This is a genomic window from Brevundimonas sp. KH_058 (assembly GCF_057838505.1).
On sequence record NZ_CM174469.1, the window covers coordinates 243,424 to 259,504 of the forward strand.

A 16,081-nucleotide genomic window follows, 5' to 3' on the forward strand; every position below is an offset into this window, starting at 1 on the left:
CATTCAAACTCTGGCCGACCTAGCGACGCTCGGACGCCGAGGTTGCCCGCACCGGCCCGAACTCCGACCCCGGCTTCCATTGCGGCCAATCACGACCGTTCGCCAGGACGCGACCGACATCGTAGAAGACCGTCAGATCCTCGATCATGCCGCGATAGTCCCAATCCGGCGACCATTCGTCCGCCGCCTGGTGATAGCGTTTGGCGCCGTATTCGGCCCGCGCCGCCTGACGCTCGGCGATCGGCTCGTCGCGGAAGTCGCCCCGGCTGCCGGCATAGGCCATCGGCACGCCGCGCTTGGCCAGCGGGAAGTGGTCCGACCGATAATAGGTGCCGGCCGCATTCTCGTAGTCCGGGACCAACGTCCGCCCCTGCGGCTGGATCGCCGCCGCCAGACGCTCGTCGAAGTCCGACTGACCATAGCCGGTGACGCCCAGGCCGGTGACGCGGCCATAGACGTTCATCGAATCCATGTTGAAGCCGCCGACCGTCTTGGCCAGCGGATAGACCGGATTGACGGCATAGTATTCCGAGCCCAGCAGGCCGCTCTCCTCGCCGGTGAAGCTGATGATGACGATCGAGCGTTCGGTGCGCGGCGCACCGCCGAACATGCGCGCCAGCTCCAGCAGGCCAGCCGTGCCCGAGGCGTTATCCACCGCCCCGTTGAAGATACGGTCGCCCGTCGCGTCCGGCTCGCCCATGCCGATATGGTCCCAGTGAGCGGCGTAGAGGACGGTCTCGTCCGGGTGGGTCGTGCCCGGCAGGCGGGCGATGACATTATGGCTGGTGACCTGATTGGTCGCCACGTCGAACTCGGTCGAGAAGCCGGCGCCGGGCAAGGCGATGGGCTGGAAATCGCGGCTGCGCGCCTGGACCTTCAGCGCTTCGAAATCGAGACCGGCGCGGCGGAACAGATCGACCGCCACGTCCCGCTGGATCCAGCCTTCCATCGGCACCCGCTCGGCTGCTGCATTAGGCCTCAAAATGTCGAACTGAGGCACGCCCCAAGAGTTGGCCACCGTCTGCCAGCCATAGGACGCCGGCGCCGTCTCGTGGACGATCAGAACGCCCGCCGCACCATGCTTGGCCGCCTCTTCGTATTTGTATGTCCAGCGGCCGTAATAGGTCATGGCCTTGCCGCCGAAGGTGTTCAGCGCCGGCTCCTCGAAATCGGCGTCATTGACCAGAACGACCAGGATCCTGCCGCGCAGGTCCTGACCCTTGAAGTCGTTCCACTGGCGCTCGGGCGCATTGATGCCGTAGCCGACGAAGACCAAAGGCGCGTCCTTCAGGCTGACGTGCTCGGCCGGGCGACGGGTCGAGATGGCGACCTCGCGCCCCTGCGTCATCGGCAGGGTCCAGTCGCCCAGTTTCAGGGAGGCCTGGACGTTGGACTGCACGAAGCGGTTCAGGACCACGTCCTGCGTCCACTGACCGTTCGGCCCGCCCGGCTCGAACCCGGCGTCGGCATAGCCTTCCCTCAGATAGCGCACGACCTTGTCTTCCGCCGGGGTGGCGATGCCGCGTCCCTCATAGCTGTCGTCCGACAGCGTCTTGATGTCCTGTGAAATCCGCGCGGCGTCGAACGCCGGGACGGTGTGAACAGCGCCGGCATTGGGCGCCGTGGCGCAGGCCGACAGCGCGGCGCCCGCCAACAGGACGGCGGCGAACGAAGAGACAAGACGCATGAACTGAAGGCCCCACAGCCGGAAACGATAGGCGACCCTAGGCGGCGAAACCTACCATGTCGATTCCGTGTCACGGACCATTCGTCGCAAACGAAAAACCCGCCGAAGCAAGCTTCGACGGGTTGATGTTTCGGTGGTCGGAAGACGCTTAGTGCGCCACGCCTTTCCAGATCCGGCGATAGGCGACGTAGGTGATGCCCGCGAAGATGAACAGGTAGATCAGCACGCCCAGGCCGGCCTGTTTGCGCTCGACCATCTTGGGTTCCGACGTCCATGCGATGAAGGCCGCGACGTCCTTGGCGTATTGATCCACAGTCTGGGGCGAACCGTCGTCATAGGTGACCTGGCCGTTCTGCAACGGCGGCGGCATGGCGATGAAGCCGCCGGGCGGGACGCGCTTGTGGTCGCCGGTCCAGAACGGCGTCAGGTCGCCCGCCATATAGGGGTTGTAGTGCTGACCGTCGCGGATCTGCAGTCCGGCCGGGGCCGCCTTGTAGCCCGACAGCAGCGAATAGATGTAGTCGGCGCCGCCTTCACGAGCCTTGGCCATCACCGACAGGTCGGGGGGCGCGGCGCCGCCGTTGCCCGCCGCCGCCGCCGTGGCGTTCGGATAGGGCGAACGGAACTTGTCGGCCGGCGTGGCGTCACGCTGGATCGCCTCGCCGGTCTCGCTGTCGATGTCGCCGACCTGCACTTCCTTGGCCAGAGCCTTCACGACCGGGTTGTCGTTCGGGTTCGGATATTTCGGATTCCAGAACGGCCCATGACGGTCGCCCAGGTTCCGATAGTGCATCAGGTTCATGCTGTGACAGGCGGCGCAGACCTCGTGATAGACCTTGTAGCCGCGTTGCAGCTGGCCCTGGTCATAGGTTCCGAACGGCCCCTCAAAGCTGAAACCGCCCGAGCGCGGGGTCGCGGCGACGCCCGACGCCAAGGCGGGGGCCGCGCTCATCAGGCCCAGCGCAATGGCGGCCGAGGCGAGGATCGTCTTGATCGACACGGTCTTCATTCCAATCGTCATGACCCTCAGCCCTTCTGCTCGACGGCGTCCGCGCCGGTCAGGACCGGTTCGGAGATCGTCGCCGGGATCGGCAGCGGCTGCTCCTTCAATCCGACCAGCGGCATGATGATCAGGAAGAAGATGAAGTAGTAGGCCGTCAGAACGCGCGTCAGCCACAGGTACGAGTTCAGGTCGCCGTCAACCAGGGTGAAGGTCTTGAACGACCCCAGCACCGGCGCGTCCGGCAGCTGACCGCCGCACCAGCCCAGACCAAAGCCCACCACCAGAAAGATGATGAAGAAGGTCCGCATCGTCGGGCGATAGCGCATCGAGCGCACCTTTGACGTATCCAGCCAGGGCAGGACGAACAGCACGCCGATGGCGCTGAACATCGCCAACACGCCGCCGAACTTGTCCGGGATGGCGCGCAGGATGGCGTAGAAGGGCAGCATGTACCACTCGGGCACGATGTGCGCCGGCGTCACCAGCGGGTTGGCCGGGATGTAGTTGTCGGCGTGGCCCAGGGCGTTCGGCTGATAGAAGACGAAGATCGCGAACAGGATCAGGAACAGGATGATGGCGAACCCGTCCTTGACCGTGAAATACGGGTGGAAGGGCAACATGTCCTTCTTCTCCCGATCTTTGGGGATCAGGATGCCGACCGGATTGTTCTGACCGGCCGCATGCAGCGCCCAAAGGTGCAGCACGACGCAGCCCAGGATGGCGAACGGCAGCAGATAGTGCAGCGAGAAGAAACGGTTCAGCGTCGCATTGTCGATCGCCGGTCCGCCACGCAGCCAGATCAGGATCGGCTCGCCCAGCACCGGGATCGCGCCGATCAGATTGGTGATGACCTCCGCGCCCCAGAACGACATCTGGCCCCACGGCAAGACGTAGCCCAGGAAGGCGGTGGCGATCATCAGGAAGAAGATCACGCAGCCGATGATCCAGATCATCTCGCGCGGCGCCTTGTAGGAACCATAGTAAAGCCCCCGCAGCATGTGCAGATACACGGCGATGAAGAACATCGACGCGCCGTTGGCGTGGACATAGCGGATCAGCCAGCCGCCGTTGACGTCGCGCATGATGCGCTCGACCGAGGCGAAGGCCAGGTCGACGCTCGGCGTGTAGTGCATGGCCAGAACGATGCCGGTGACGATCTGCGTCATCAGGCACAGGGCCAGGATGCCGCCGAAGGTCCACCAGTAGTTCAGGTTCCGCGGCGTCGGCAGGGACATGTAGTCCGCGCCGAAACGGATGATCGGCAGCCGGGTGTCCAGCCACTTCTCGACGCCCGTCTTGGGGACGTAGGTGGATTCGTGTTCGCTCATGCCCTCGCCCTCAACCGATCTTCACGCGGGTGTCGGACGCAAACTCGTAGTCCGGCACAACCAGGTTCAGAGGCGCAGGCCCCTTACGGATACGGCCTGACGCATCATAGTGCGAGCCGTGGCAGGGGCAGAACCAGCCGCCGTAATCGCCCGCGCCGAACGTCGGCACGCAGCCCAGGTGGGTGCAGGAACCGATGACGACCAGATATTTTTCGTGCCCCGGCTTGGTCCGCTCGGCGTCCGTCTGGGGTTGTTTCAGGTCCGGCGCCTGATCGTCGGCGATGACCTTCTGCAGCTCGGCCGGGGTGCGGTAACGCACGAACACCGGCTTGCCTTGCCATTTGATGACGACCTGCTGGCCTTCCTGAACCTTGGTCAGGTCGAACTCGATCGAAGCCAGGGCCAGGGTGTCGGCGGCCGGATTCATCTGGTTGATCAGCGGCCAGGCGATCATCGCCCCCGCCCCGACCGCCGCAGCGCCCGCTGCGATATAGATGAAGTCACGACGATTGGGATCACCGCCCTCGGGGCTGTGAGCGTCTTCCGTATGCACGACCGATTCGGCCACGTTTCACCTCTCGAACGCCGCGGAAGAAGCCCAAAGGCCTCCCCCAGCCACGGCACGAACCAACAAAAGACGCCGGAAATCCCCGACGGCCCGACACTTGCGCCTGTTTCGCGCAAGCTGCTGACGTTTCTTGCGAAACGCTCGCAAACAGACCGCGACAAACCCCCTCGCCGCGCGTATGTCAGGCCTTAGAATGCGTCTCGCCCTTTTTCAACCGGACATTCCTCAGAACGTCGGAGCTTGCATCCGATTGTCGGCCTGTTTCGGCGTCGATCTGCATGTCATCGAGCCGACGGGCTTCCGTTTCGACGACCGCGCCATGAAGCGCGCGGCCCTCGATTACGGCCCCCTGTCGCACATGACCCGCCATGCCGATTGGGACGCATTCCAGTCCAATCGCCCCGCCGGACGGCTGGTGCTGTTCACCACACGCGGCGCCACGCCCCTGCCCGACTTCGTCTTCCAGCCTGACGACGTGCTGGTGTTCGGCAAGGAGAGCGCCGGAGCCCCCGACTACGTCCACGCCGCCGCCGACGCCCGCGTCGTCGTACCGCTGCGCCCTGCGGCCCGTTCGCTGAACCTGTCCGTCACCGCCGGCATCGCGCTCTGGGAAGGCCTGCGCCAGACGGGCGGGATCGATCAGTCCTGAACAGCGGGCTCCAGCAGCGTCTCTAAAAGCCTCCATGACAACCTGTCCGGATGACGCCGCCGCCGCGACGTGGTTCAAGCGCGCCATGAGCGACGCCGTCTTCTCCGATCCGCTCGACCTCAAGAAGGTCGAGACCCGCGCCTGGTTCGAACATCTGCGCGACCGCATCCACGCCGCCTTCGAGGCCTTGGAGGACGCCGCCCCCGCCGACTTGTTTCCCGGCGAACCCGGCCGCTTCGTCCGCACGGCCTGGGACCGCGCGGAAGGCGGCGGCGGCGTCATGGGCATGATGCACGGCCGCCTGTTCGAAAAGGTCGGCGTCCACGTCTCGACCGTGCATGGTTCTTTCCCCGCCGACTACGCCAAAAACGTGCCCGGCGCCGACGTCGATCCCCGTTTCTTCGCCACCGGCGTCAGCCTGATCTGCCATCCCGTCAGCCCGCGCATTCCGGCCGTTCATATGAACACCCGCTTCATCGCCACGACCAAGAGCTGGTTTGGCGGCGGCGGCGACCTGACGCCGGTGCTGATGGCGGATCGGCGTCAGGATCACCCCGACACCGTCGCCTTCCACGCCGCCATGCAGGCCGCCTGCGACGCCCACGACCCGACCTGGCACGGCAAGTACAGGGCCTGGTGCGACGAATACTTCTACCTGCCCCACCGCCAGGAGCCGCGCGGCACCGGCGGCGTCTTCTACGACCATCACGACAGCGGCGACTACGACCGCGACTTCGCCTTCACCCGCGACATCGGCCTGGCCTTCCTGGACGTCTATCCCCGCATCGTCGCCGCCCGCATGGCCGAGCCCTGGACGGCGGACGAGCGCGAGGAACAACTGATCCGGCGCGGCCGCTACGTCGAGTTCAACCTGCTCTACGACCGCGGCACCATGTTCGGCCTGAAGACCGGCGGGAATGTGGAGTCCATCCTCAGCTCCATGCCGCCCACGGTGAAGTGGCCCTAGCCCATCGCCTCGACGAACACGTCGCCGGCCCGGCTGCGATACCGTTCCCGGTGTCGTAACAGGCGGAACGGCCGCTCGGGCAGGGTGAAGGGCGCCGTCACTAGTCGCCCGGCCGCCACGGACGTATAGGCCACGCTTTCCGACAGGGCCGTCGCCCCCGCCCCCGCCTCGGCCGCCGCCAGCACGGCCTCGTTCGACGGCAGGGTCATCGACACCGACAGGGTCGCGGGATCGACCCCCACGTCCCGCACCGCCGCCTCCAGCGTCGATCGCGTCCCTGACCCGACCTCGCGCAACACCCACGGCTGGCCCGCCAGATCCTTCGCCTCCAGCCGCCGTCGCGTCGCCCAGGGATGGTCCGGCGTCACCAGCACCGCCAGCCGATCCGACCCCACCTGGACCTGCGACAGGGCCGGCTCGTCCACCGCCCCCTCGACCAGGCCGATCTCGGCCGCGCCGCTCAGCACGGCCTGCGCCGCCTCGCGCGTATTGCCGATCTCGACCGCCAGTTCGACGCCGGGATAGGCCTTGTGGAAATCCACCAGCCGGCGCGGCAGCCAGTAGCTGGCGATGGTTTGGCTGGCGAACACCGCCAGCCGCCCGCGTCGCAGGGCGCTCATGTCCGCCAGCGCGGCTTCCGCGGCCGCCGCACGCGCCAGCACCGCCCGCGCCTCGGGCAGGAAGGCCCGGCCGGTCTCGTTCAGGACGACGCCCCGCCCGACCCGGTCGAACAGCCGCACGTCATGCTCGGCCTCAAGCGCCGCCAGAGCGTTCGACACCGCCGACTGAGTCAGGTTCAGCGCCCGTGCCGCCGCCGTCACATGGTCGCGTTCGGCCACGGCCACAAAGATGCGCAGGCGTTCCAGGGTCACAATCGATCTCCAAATCGGATTGAAACGACCATAACTATCCGTTGGACCGCCGTCGAGAGCGGGCGCATTGCCCACATATGAAGTCCGCCGCCCTGCCCGCGCCCGCCAATATGCCCAGCCTTGCGTCAGCGACCGCGTTCGGGCGCAATATCCGACCCGGCGTCATGCTGTGCCTGCTGGTGACCCTGGCCGCCATCGGCCTGACCAGCATCGAGCGCGACGTGATCGGCCATGTCTGGCTGGAGCCGCTGGTGCTGGCCATCCTGCTGGGCGCCGCCGTCCGCACCGCCTGGATGCCCGACGTGCGGTTCAAGGCCGGGATCGACTTTTCGGCCAAGACCCTGCTGGAGGTGGCGGTGGTCCTGCTGGGCGCCTCGGTCAGCACCGCGACGCTGTCGTCGCTGGGCGTCAGCTTCGTCCTGAGCATCTTCGCCCTCGTCGCGCTCGCCATCGTCGCCGGTTTCGGCATCGGTCGCGTTCTGGGCCTTAACCCGCGCATGGCCCTGCTGGTCGCCTGCGGCAACGCCATCTGCGGCAACTCCGCCATCGCGGCCGTGGCCCCGGTCATTGATGCGGATGGAGAAGAGGTCGCCGCCTCCATCGCCTTCACCGCCGTGCTGGGCGTGATCGTGGTCCTGGCCCTGCCCCTGCTGGGCGGCCTGATCCATCTGAACGGCCTGCAATACGGCGCCCTGGCGGGCCTGACCGTCTATGCGGTGCCGCAGGTGCTGGCCGCCGCCGCCCCCTTCGGCGCGGTCGCAACCCAGACCGGCACGGTGGTCAAGCTGGTGCGCGTCCTGATGCTCGGCCCCGTCATCCTGGCTCTGTCGCTGATCTTCCGCGACCGCGCGCCGACGGCGGCCAAGCCGGGGCTTTCCCGCCTGCTGCCCTGGTTCATCGTCGGCTTCCTGGTCATGATCGCCCTGCGTTCGCTGGACCTGATCCCGCAGGCCGCCCTCGCGCCGATGGCCGCCGCCTCCAGCTTGCTGACCGTTGTCGCCATGGCCGCCCTGGGCCTCCAGACCGACATCCGCGCCGTCGCCCGCGCCGGCGGCCGCGTCATCGCCGCCGTCATCCTGTCGTTGGGCGCCCTGGTACTTCTGGCGCTGCTGCTGATCCGGCTGCTGGGCCTCTAGATCCGTCTCCTTTCGTCATCCTCCGACGAGCGTAGCGAGATCGGGGGACCCAGCGGCGCGCGTGAGCGCGAACCTGTCACCAAGTCAGTCTTTCAACATCATGCGGCGTACGCATCGCCTGACGGCGCCGCTGGGTCCCCCGGTTCCGCTTCGCGGCCCGGAGGATGACGAAAAAAGAAAGCGACACGTCAAATCCCGCTGCCGTAATCCTCGACCGGCGGCGGCGTCAGCAACAGGAAGGCGCGGATCCAGGCCGTCAGCACGGCCCGGTCGTTGGGTCGCTTCAGGCTGTCGATCGCCTCGTCCGCTAACGGATGCGGAATGCGAGTCCCGCGCCGTCCCTCGATCAGGGCCGCCGCATAGTCCGGCTGAAACTCCGGGTGGCACTGGAACGAGATCGCGTCCTGCCCCCAGGCCAGCCCCGCGTAGGGCGTGAACCCGCTGGAGGCGATCACCCGCGCATCGTCCGAAATCGACGTGACCTGATCCTGGTGCGAAACGGGGATCGAGATCGTCCGCGCGCGAGGATGCATCCACGGCTCGTCGGCCTGCACATCATAGCGATGCAGCCCCACGCCCCAGCCCTTGTCCGACTTCTCGACCACGCCGCCGAAGGCATGGGCCAGCGCCTGATGCCCGAAGCAGATGCCGACCAGACGCGTCCGCCCCCGCGCCGCCCTCAGCCAGTCCACCAGTTGCGGGATCCACGGCAGGTCGTCATAGACCCCCGCCGCCGACCCGGTGACGATGGCCCCCTGAAACGCCGACGGATCCTCAGGCAGATAACCGGATTGCACATCGAACCGCGTCGTCGCCACGCCTTCGCCCAGCAACGCCCGAAACCGCGCCGGATAGTCGTCGAAGTCGTCCTTCAGATGCTCTGGCGGGTGGCCGGTTTCCAGAATTGCGATGCGCGTCATGCGACCAACCTAGTGGCTGCGGTCAGAAGGTCCAGACCTCGGCCCGCCCGCCGGCCTCGCCCAACGCCCCGGCGACCCAGCCGCAGATCTCGATCGCGGCGGCCTCCGCTCCCTCCGGCGGATTGACCACCACCAGGGCGCAGCCGTTCATCTTCATGGGATTGGTCAACGGCCTCAGCCGCGCCTCGGCGACCAGGGTCGGCCCGGCCTTGCCCTGAAGACGCCGAATGAAGCCGTCGAACGTCTCCAGATCCTTCAGCGGGGTCCAGATCGCGACTGTCGCCGTGAGGTCGCGCTTCACCACGGCGATCGCGGTCTCGGCCGAACGGACATAGTCGTCGGGCTTCTCGAACGGCGGATCGATCAGCACCAGCGGCCCGCGCACCTTCGCCGCCTCCGCGACCACCGCCCCATAGCCGTCACCCTCGCGCGCCTGAGCATTCGTTCGTCCCGCCAGCGCCTCGGCCAGCATGGCCCGAACGGGCGGGTTCAGCTCGAACCCGACATAACGACCGCCGGGCGTCAGGGCGTCCGCGATCAGCAACGGCGACCCCGGATAGTAGCGCGCGCCGCCATCGGGATTGATCGCCGCCACCTCGGCCGCCAGCGCGTCCATCAACGGTGTACGCCCCTCGGCCGTCATCAGACGCGCGACCCCGGCCTCGGCCTCCCTGGACCGCGTCCCGTCTCCCGACAGGTCATACAGCCCTGCCCCCGCATGGGTGTCGAACACCGTCAGCGGCCCCGCCGCCTGCCGCGTCTTCACCAGCCACAGCACCAGAGCGTGTTTGAGCAGGTCGGCGAAGTTTCCGGCGTGAAAGCTGTGGCGATAGTTCATGCCGCCTCGTCTCCCGCCCCGTTCGCGCGGTCAAGCGGAACTCGCCGCCCCGGCCCCGCGTTCGTCGCTCGTCTTCGGCAAGCGGCTGAAAGACCAATGAAAAGGAAACGCGGCGGATGGCCGACGGATCGCACGCCTTCGACATCGCCTTCGAGGTTCCGCAAGGGCTCAGCTACTGCAGCGACGAGTTCGCGGGCCTGACTCGCCGTCGCGCAGGCAAGGGCTGGTCCTATCGCGACGCCAAGGGCAAGGCGATCAGCGACGCCAAGGTCGTGGCCCGCATCCGCGCCCTGGCCATACCGCCCGCATGGACCGACGTCTGGATCTGCCCGAAGGCCAACGGCCACATCCAGGCGACCGGGCGCGATGTGAAGGGGCGCAAACAGTATCGCTATCACAACGACTGGAGCGCAGCCCGGTCCGAGAACAAATTCGACAAGCTGCCCGCCTTCTCGCGCGCCCTGCCCAAACTGCGCGACAAGGTCGAGCACGATCTGAGCCTACGCGGCGTCTGTCGCGACAAGGTGCTGGCCACCGCCGTGCGCCTGCTGGAGATCACCCTGATCCGGGTCGGCAACTCCATCTACGCCAAGCAGAACCGCAGTTACGGCCTGACCACCCTGCACAAGCGCCACCTGGAGGTCGATGGCTCGGCCCTGACCTTCGAGTTTCGCGGCAAGAGCGGCAAGGACCACAGCGTCAGCGTCAAGGACCGCCGCTTGGCCCGCGTGGTGCGCGAGTTGGAGGGTTTGCCCGGCCAGCAACTGTTCAAATACCGCTCGGCCGACGGCGCCCTGTGCCCGGTCGATTCGGACGACGTGAACGCCTACATCCGCGAGGCGATGGGCGAGCAGTTCTCGGCCAAGGACTTCCGCACCTGGGCCGGAACCGTCTCGGCGGCGCGGGCGCTGCGCGACACAGAGGCCGCAACCTCCCCCACCGACGCCAAGCGAAAGATCACCGTCTGCGTCAAGGCCGTCGCGGGCCTGCTGGGCAATACCCCCACCGTCTGCCGCGCCTCCTATGTCCACCCCAAGGTGTTTGCCCTGTTCGAAAGCGGCGCCATCGCCGATGTCCTGCCGGGTTCGGAGACTAAGGGTTTCGAAAAGGCGTTGATCAAACAGTTGCTTGCCGTCTGATCTCAGTGGTTCTCAACGCTGGCGTTAGAAATCCCCATTTGATCGGTAGGATTTAAAGCCCTCCTCTTCCTTTTGGGCGCATCACGTCGCCAGAGGGGGAGCACGATGACATCCACAACCGCCAGACGCCTGCTGTCCGCCACGGCCATCCTCGCCTGCCTGGGCGCGCCCGCCGTTGCCTTCGCCGCGCCCGATGACGCCATCGAACCTCAGGTCCATACGCCCAGCGTGGCCAGTGTCAGCGACATCGTCGTCACCGCCCGGCGGCGGGACGAGCGGGCGCAGGACGTGCCCATCGCCCTGACCGTGGTAAACGAGGAACTGCTGGATCGCACCGGCGCCTACAACATCGGCCAGATCACCCAGCTGGCTCCCAGCGTCCAATTGCTTAGCCCTAACGCCCGAAACACCGCCATCACCATCCGGGGCCTGGGCGCCAGCTATGGCCTGGCCAACGACGGGTTGGAACAGGGCGTCGGCATCTATATCGATCAGGTCTATTACAGCCGTCCGGCGACGGCGACGCTGGACTTCGTAGATATCGAACGCATCGAGATTCTGCGCGGGCCGCAGGGGACGCTGTTCGGCAAGAACACCACCGCAGGGGCCCTGAACATCATCACTCGCGCCCCCAGCTTCACGCCCGAGGCGCAAGGCGAGGTCAGCATCGGCGACTACGGCTTCCTGCAGGCCAAGGCGTCGGTGTCGGGTCCGCTGATCACCGACAAGCTGGCCGCACGCCTGTCCTTCGTCTCGACCCGCCGCGACGGCCTCGTGGACAATGTCACGGTCGGCCGCAAGCAGAACGCCCAGGACTCTATCAGCCTGCGCGGCCAACTGTTGTTCCAGCCGACGGACAAGCTGACCGTCCGCCTGTTCGGCGACTATTCGGACCAGACGCCCGACTGCTGCACCCAACTGTATGTCCGCGTCGGCGATACGGCCAAGCCGGTCAATCTGCGGTTCCCCGCCCTTGCCGCCGGTCTGGGCTATACGCCCGGCAGCACCAATCCCTACGACAGGATCGCCGATGTCGACGGTGCGATCGCCGCCGACCAGATCCAGCGCGGCTTCTCGGCCATCGTCGATTATGATTTCGGCTGGGCCACCCTGACCTCGGTCTCGGCCTGGCGGGCCTGGGACTGGCGTCCCGCCAACGACCGCGACTACACAGCCTTGGACATCACGCGGCAGTCCGCCAACCCGTCGGACCAGGACCAGTGGAGCCAGGAGTTCCGCCTGTCCTCCAACGGCGCCAACCGCATCGACTGGACCGTCGGCGCCTACGCCTTCCACCAGGCGGTCGAAACCCACGGCGTCACGGAATATGGTCGCAACGCCTCCTACTGGCTGACGACAGTGCGCGATCCGGTCACCAACGCCCTTACTCCGGGGACAAACCCGGGTTTGCTGGACGGATATACGGTGTTCAACGACTCCCGGATCGAGACCGACTCGCTGGCGGTTTTTGGTCAGTTGACCTGGAACATCACCGACCGGCTGCATCTGACACCTGGCCTGCGCTACACCCATGAGGAAAAGGACGGCGCCTATGTCTCGACCGTCACCGGCGGCGGCCCAGGCAGCGCCGCCGATCTGACCCGCCGCCTCGGCGTCGCCCGGCCCCAGGCCTATGCCGCCGACATCTCCGACGGCGATCTCTCGGGCCAGGTCGCCCTGTCCTACGACATCTCCGACACGGTCCTCGTCTATGGCTCCCTGGCGCGGGGCTACAAGTCGGGCGGCATCAACATGGCAGGCATCCCGAACCTGCCCGACGGCACGCCTGCCCTGACCAACGCCGTGGTCGAGCCCGAGGTCGTCACAACCTATGAGCTGGGCCTCAAGACCCAGCTGTTCGACAAGCGGGTGACCGCCAACCTGGCCGCCTATCGCACCGACGTCGAAGACTATCAGGCGAATGTCGTCGACACCGGCCCCGGCGCCCTGCGCGGCTACCTCGCCAATGCGGACAAGGTGGAAATCCAAGGCATCGAGCTCGACGCCTTCGCACGGCCGACGCCGTGGCTGGACGCCTATGCCAACATCGCCTGGACGGACGCCAAATACGCCAGCTTCACCAACGGCCCCTGCCCGCTGGAGTCGATCGGCACATCCACCCTGGCCTGCGACCTGTCGGGCAAGGATCTGCCGGGCGTTTCGCCTTGGGCCGGATCGATCGGCGGCGAACTGCATCGTGACGTGCAAGGCCTGGGTCAAGCCGGAGAGGCCTATTTCGGCGCCGACGCCAGTTATCGCTCGACCTACAACGCCGATGCAGCGGTGTCGCGTCATACCGAGATCGAGGGCTACAGCATCGTCAACCTGCGCGCCGGCTTCCGATCCGAAAACGGCTGGGAAGCCTTCGTCTTCGTCAAGAACGCCTTCGACGAAGACTATCTCCAGCTGCTGACGGTCCAGGCCGGCAACTCGGGCCTGGTGCTCGGCACGCCCGGCGATCCACGCACTGTGGGCATCACCCTGCGGGCCAGATACTGACCATGAAAAAAGGGGCGGCCGACCGGCCGCCCCTTCGATCTTATCCGCCCTGACCTCAGGCCGCCTTGTCCCAGTCCAGCACGACCTTGCCCGACTGTCCCGACTTCATCGCCTCGAATCCTTCGCGGTAGTCGGCATAGCCCAGGCGGTGGGTGATCAGCGGGCTCAGGTCCAGACCGGCCTTCAGCAGGCCCAGCATCTTGCGCCAGGTCGTGAACATCTCGCGGCCGTAGACGCCCTTGATGGTAAGCGCCTTCAGGATGATCGCGCCCCAGTCGGTCTCCATGGGTTTGCTGGGAATGCCCAGCATCGCCATGCCGCCGCCCATGATCAGGGTGTCGACGCACTGTTTGAAGGCGATGGGCGAGCCCGACATTTCCAGCGCCACGTCGAAGCCGACCTTGAGGCCCAGCTCCTTCATGACGTCGTGGATGTCTTCCTTGGTCGTGTTCACGGTGCGAACGCCCGGCGCCACCTTCTGCGCCAGCTCCAGCCGGAAGTCGTTGATGTCGGTCAGGACAACGGTGCGTGCGCCCGCATGACGGGCCACGGCGGCGGCCATCATGCCGATGGGGCCGGCCCCGGTGACCAGCACGTCCTCGCCCAGCAGGTCGAACTGCTGGGCGGTGTGAACCGCATTGCCGAACGGATCTAGGATCGAGCCGATCTCATAGGGGACGTCGTCGGGCAGTTCGATGACGTTGAAGGCCGGGGCCACGACGAACTCTGCGAAGGCGCCCTGGCGGTTCACGCCGATGCCGCGCGTCTTGGGGTCCAGGTGGAAATGACCCGCGCGGGCCGCTTCGGAGTTGAGGTCAATGACGTGGCCCTCGGCCGAGACGCGCTGACCGATCTTCAGCGGGCGATCCACGTCCTTGCCGATGGCGACGATCTCGCCGGCGAACTCGTGGCCGGTGATCATCGGGGTCGGGACGTTCTTCTGGGACCACTCGTCCCAGTTCCAGATATGGATGTCGGTGCCGCAGACGGCGGTGCGGTGCACCCGGATCAGCACATCCTCCGGTCCCGCCTCGGGGACCGGCGCGTCGATCAGTTCAAGGCCGATGCCGGGCGCGGTCTTGGCCAGGGCCTTCATCGTGTCGGTCATAGTCTCAACTCCCTGAAATCGTCACCCTCGGGCTTGTCCCGAGGGCCTACGGCTGAGGCCCCACGCCTCCTCGCCGACTGTTCTTGTGTCACTGAGCCGAGCCATCGCGTGACTGAACGATGAGCCCTCGGCACAAGCCCGAGGGTGACGGAAGAAAGGGGCTAGATGACGCCCAACTCCCGGCCAGCCTGCGTAAAGGCCGCGACCGTGCGGTCGATCTGCTCGAAGCTGTGCGCCGCCGACATCTGGGTCCGGATGCGGGCCTGGCCACGCGGCACTACGGGGAAGCTAAACCCGATCACATAGACGCCCAGCTCCAGCGCCCGCGCCGCGAAATCCTGAGCCAGCTTGGCGTCGCCCAGCATCACCGGGATGATCGGATGCTCGCCGTCCAGCAGGGTGAAGCCCGCATCCGCCATCGCGCCGCGATACCGATGGGCGTTGGCCGACAGGCGGGTGCGCAAAGCATCGCCCTCGGCCCCCTGGGCGATGCGGATGGCCTCAAGGCTCGATCCGCACACGGCCGGCGCCAGGGCATTGGAGAACAGATAGGGCCGCGCCCGCTGCTTCAGCAGTTCGACCACCGACTTCTTCGCACAGATGAAGCCGCCCATGGCGCCGCCCAGCGCCTTGCCGAAGGTGCCGGTGACGAAGTCCACCTCGACCCCGTGATGCGCGAACGACCCCTTGCCCTGCGACCCCAGGAAGCCCGTGGCGTGGCAGTCATCGACCATGATCAGGGCTTCGTATTTGTCGGCTAGGGCGCGGATCTCGTCCAGCTTGGCAATATAGCCGTCCATCGAGAAGGCGCCGTCGGTGGCGATGATGATGTCGCGAGCGCCGGCGGCGCGGGCCTCCTTCAGCCGGGTTTCCAGCTCGTCCATGTCGGAGTTGGCGAACCGGTAGCGCTTGGCCTTGCACAGACGCACGCCGTCGATGATCGAGGCATGGTTCAGGCTGTCTGACACGATGGCGTCGTTCTCGCCCAGCAGGGGTTCGAACAGGCCGCCGTTGGCGTCGAAGGCGGCGGCGAACAGGATGGCGTCCTCGAACCCCAGATAGCCGGCGATGGCCGCTTCCAGCGCCTTGTGGATTTCCAACGTGCCGCAGATGAAGCGGACCGAGGCCGTGCCCGCGCCCCACTTCTGCTGCGCGGCGATCCCGGCCTGGGTGACGCGCTCGTCGCCGGCCAGGCCCAGATAGTTGTTGGCGCAGAAGTTCAGCACGTCGCGGCCAGCGACCTTGATCACCGGCCCTTGCCGCGAAGCGATGATGCGTTCTGGCTTGGTCAGGCCCTGGGCGTCAATGTCAGTCAGCTCGGCGGAGACGCGGTCATAGAATGTCTGAGTCATGGTCGCGACCTACGC

Annotated in this window: 14 protein-coding genes; 5 read left to right on the forward strand and 9 right to left on the reverse strand. The window is 66.6% G+C overall.

Annotation, left to right across the window (positions count from 1 at the left end; all coding sequences use genetic code 11):
• Positions 1-19: 19 nt before the first annotated feature.
• The 4 genes from AC3ISA_RS01225 to petA form a co-directional block, all read right to left on the reverse strand.
• The gene (locus AC3ISA_RS01225) at positions 20-1,687 is read right to left on the reverse strand and encodes a M28 family metallopeptidase (protein ID WP_489178976.1); all 1,668 of its coding nucleotides are present in this window, start codon (positions 1,685-1,687) and stop codon (positions 20-22) included.
• Positions 1,688-1,835: 148 nt separating this feature from the next.
• A complete protein-coding gene (locus AC3ISA_RS01230) occupies positions 1,836-2,708 on the reverse strand; it encodes a cytochrome c1 (protein WP_372692802.1) in 873 nt (290 codons plus the stop codon).
• A gap of 5 nt (positions 2,709-2,713) precedes the next feature.
• On the reverse strand, positions 2,714-4,018 hold the full coding sequence (locus tag AC3ISA_RS01235) for a cytochrome b (protein ID WP_489178977.1): 1,305 nt from the start codon (positions 4,016-4,018) through the stop codon (positions 2,714-2,716).
• Positions 4,019-4,028: 10 nt separating this feature from the next.
• A complete protein-coding gene (gene petA, locus AC3ISA_RS01240; protein ID WP_489178978.1) occupies positions 4,029-4,586 on the reverse strand; it encodes a ubiquinol-cytochrome c reductase iron-sulfur subunit in 558 nt (185 codons plus the stop codon).
• 193 nt (positions 4,587-4,779) lie between these two features.
• Between petA and AC3ISA_RS01245 the strand changes: the two genes are divergently transcribed.
• Both AC3ISA_RS01245 and hemF read left to right on the forward strand, forming a co-directional pair.
• Positions 4,780-5,235, forward strand: a complete 456-nt coding sequence (locus tag AC3ISA_RS01245) for a tRNA (cytidine(34)-2'-O)-methyltransferase (RefSeq protein WP_489178979.1) — start codon at positions 4,780-4,782, stop codon at positions 5,233-5,235.
• 85 nt (positions 5,236-5,320) lie between these two features.
• Positions 5,321-6,202 (forward strand): oxygen-dependent coproporphyrinogen oxidase, encoded by an 882-nt coding sequence (hemF, locus tag AC3ISA_RS01250; RefSeq protein ID WP_489180135.1) that lies wholly within the window; start codon positions 5,321-5,323, stop codon positions 6,200-6,202.
• Here the strand turns inward: hemF and AC3ISA_RS01255 are convergent.
• Positions 6,199-7,074 (reverse strand): LysR family transcriptional regulator, encoded by an 876-nt coding sequence (locus AC3ISA_RS01255; protein WP_489178980.1) that lies wholly within the window; start codon positions 7,072-7,074, stop codon positions 6,199-6,201. The genes hemF and AC3ISA_RS01255 overlap by 4 nt on opposite strands.
• A gap of 77 nt (positions 7,075-7,151) precedes the next feature.
• On the opposite strand from AC3ISA_RS01255, the gene AC3ISA_RS01260 reads away from it, so the two are divergent.
• Positions 7,152-8,210, forward strand: a complete 1,059-nt coding sequence (locus AC3ISA_RS01260; RefSeq protein WP_489178981.1) for a YeiH family protein — start codon at positions 7,152-7,154, stop codon at positions 8,208-8,210.
• Between the two features lie 188 nt (positions 8,211-8,398).
• Here the strand turns inward: AC3ISA_RS01260 and AC3ISA_RS01265 are convergent, their stop codons facing one another.
• Both AC3ISA_RS01265 and rlmJ read right to left on the reverse strand, forming a co-directional pair.
• A complete protein-coding gene (locus tag AC3ISA_RS01265; RefSeq protein WP_489178982.1) occupies positions 8,399-9,130 on the reverse strand; it encodes a type 1 glutamine amidotransferase in 732 nt (243 codons plus the stop codon).
• Between the two features lie 22 nt (positions 9,131-9,152).
• Positions 9,153-9,968: a 23S rRNA (adenine(2030)-N(6))-methyltransferase RlmJ gene (rlmJ, locus tag AC3ISA_RS01270; RefSeq protein ID WP_489178983.1), complete on the reverse strand. Its 816-nt coding sequence runs from the start codon at positions 9,966-9,968 to the stop codon at positions 9,153-9,155.
• A 116-nt stretch (positions 9,969-10,084) separates the two neighbouring features.
• Between rlmJ and AC3ISA_RS01275 the strand changes: the two genes are divergently transcribed.
• Both AC3ISA_RS01275 and AC3ISA_RS01280 read left to right on the forward strand, forming a co-directional pair.
• Positions 10,085-11,107, forward strand: a complete 1,023-nt coding sequence (locus AC3ISA_RS01275) for a DNA topoisomerase IB (RefSeq protein WP_489178984.1) — start codon at positions 10,085-10,087, stop codon at positions 11,105-11,107.
• 105 nt (positions 11,108-11,212) lie between these two features.
• Positions 11,213-13,606 (forward strand): TonB-dependent receptor, encoded by a 2,394-nt coding sequence (locus AC3ISA_RS01280; protein WP_489178985.1) that lies wholly within the window; start codon positions 11,213-11,215, stop codon positions 13,604-13,606.
• Between the two features lie 55 nt (positions 13,607-13,661).
• On the opposite strand, the gene tdh is transcribed toward AC3ISA_RS01280, so the two are convergent.
• Both tdh and AC3ISA_RS01290 read right to left on the reverse strand, forming a co-directional pair.
• On the reverse strand, positions 13,662-14,714 hold the full coding sequence (gene tdh / locus AC3ISA_RS01285) for an L-threonine 3-dehydrogenase (protein ID WP_489178986.1): 1,053 nt from the start codon (positions 14,712-14,714) through the stop codon (positions 13,662-13,664).
• Positions 14,715-14,875: 161 nt separating this feature from the next.
• Positions 14,876-16,066: a glycine C-acetyltransferase gene (locus AC3ISA_RS01290; protein WP_489178987.1), complete on the reverse strand. Its 1,191-nt coding sequence runs from the start codon at positions 16,064-16,066 to the stop codon at positions 14,876-14,878.
• Positions 16,067-16,081 lie beyond the last annotated feature (15 nt).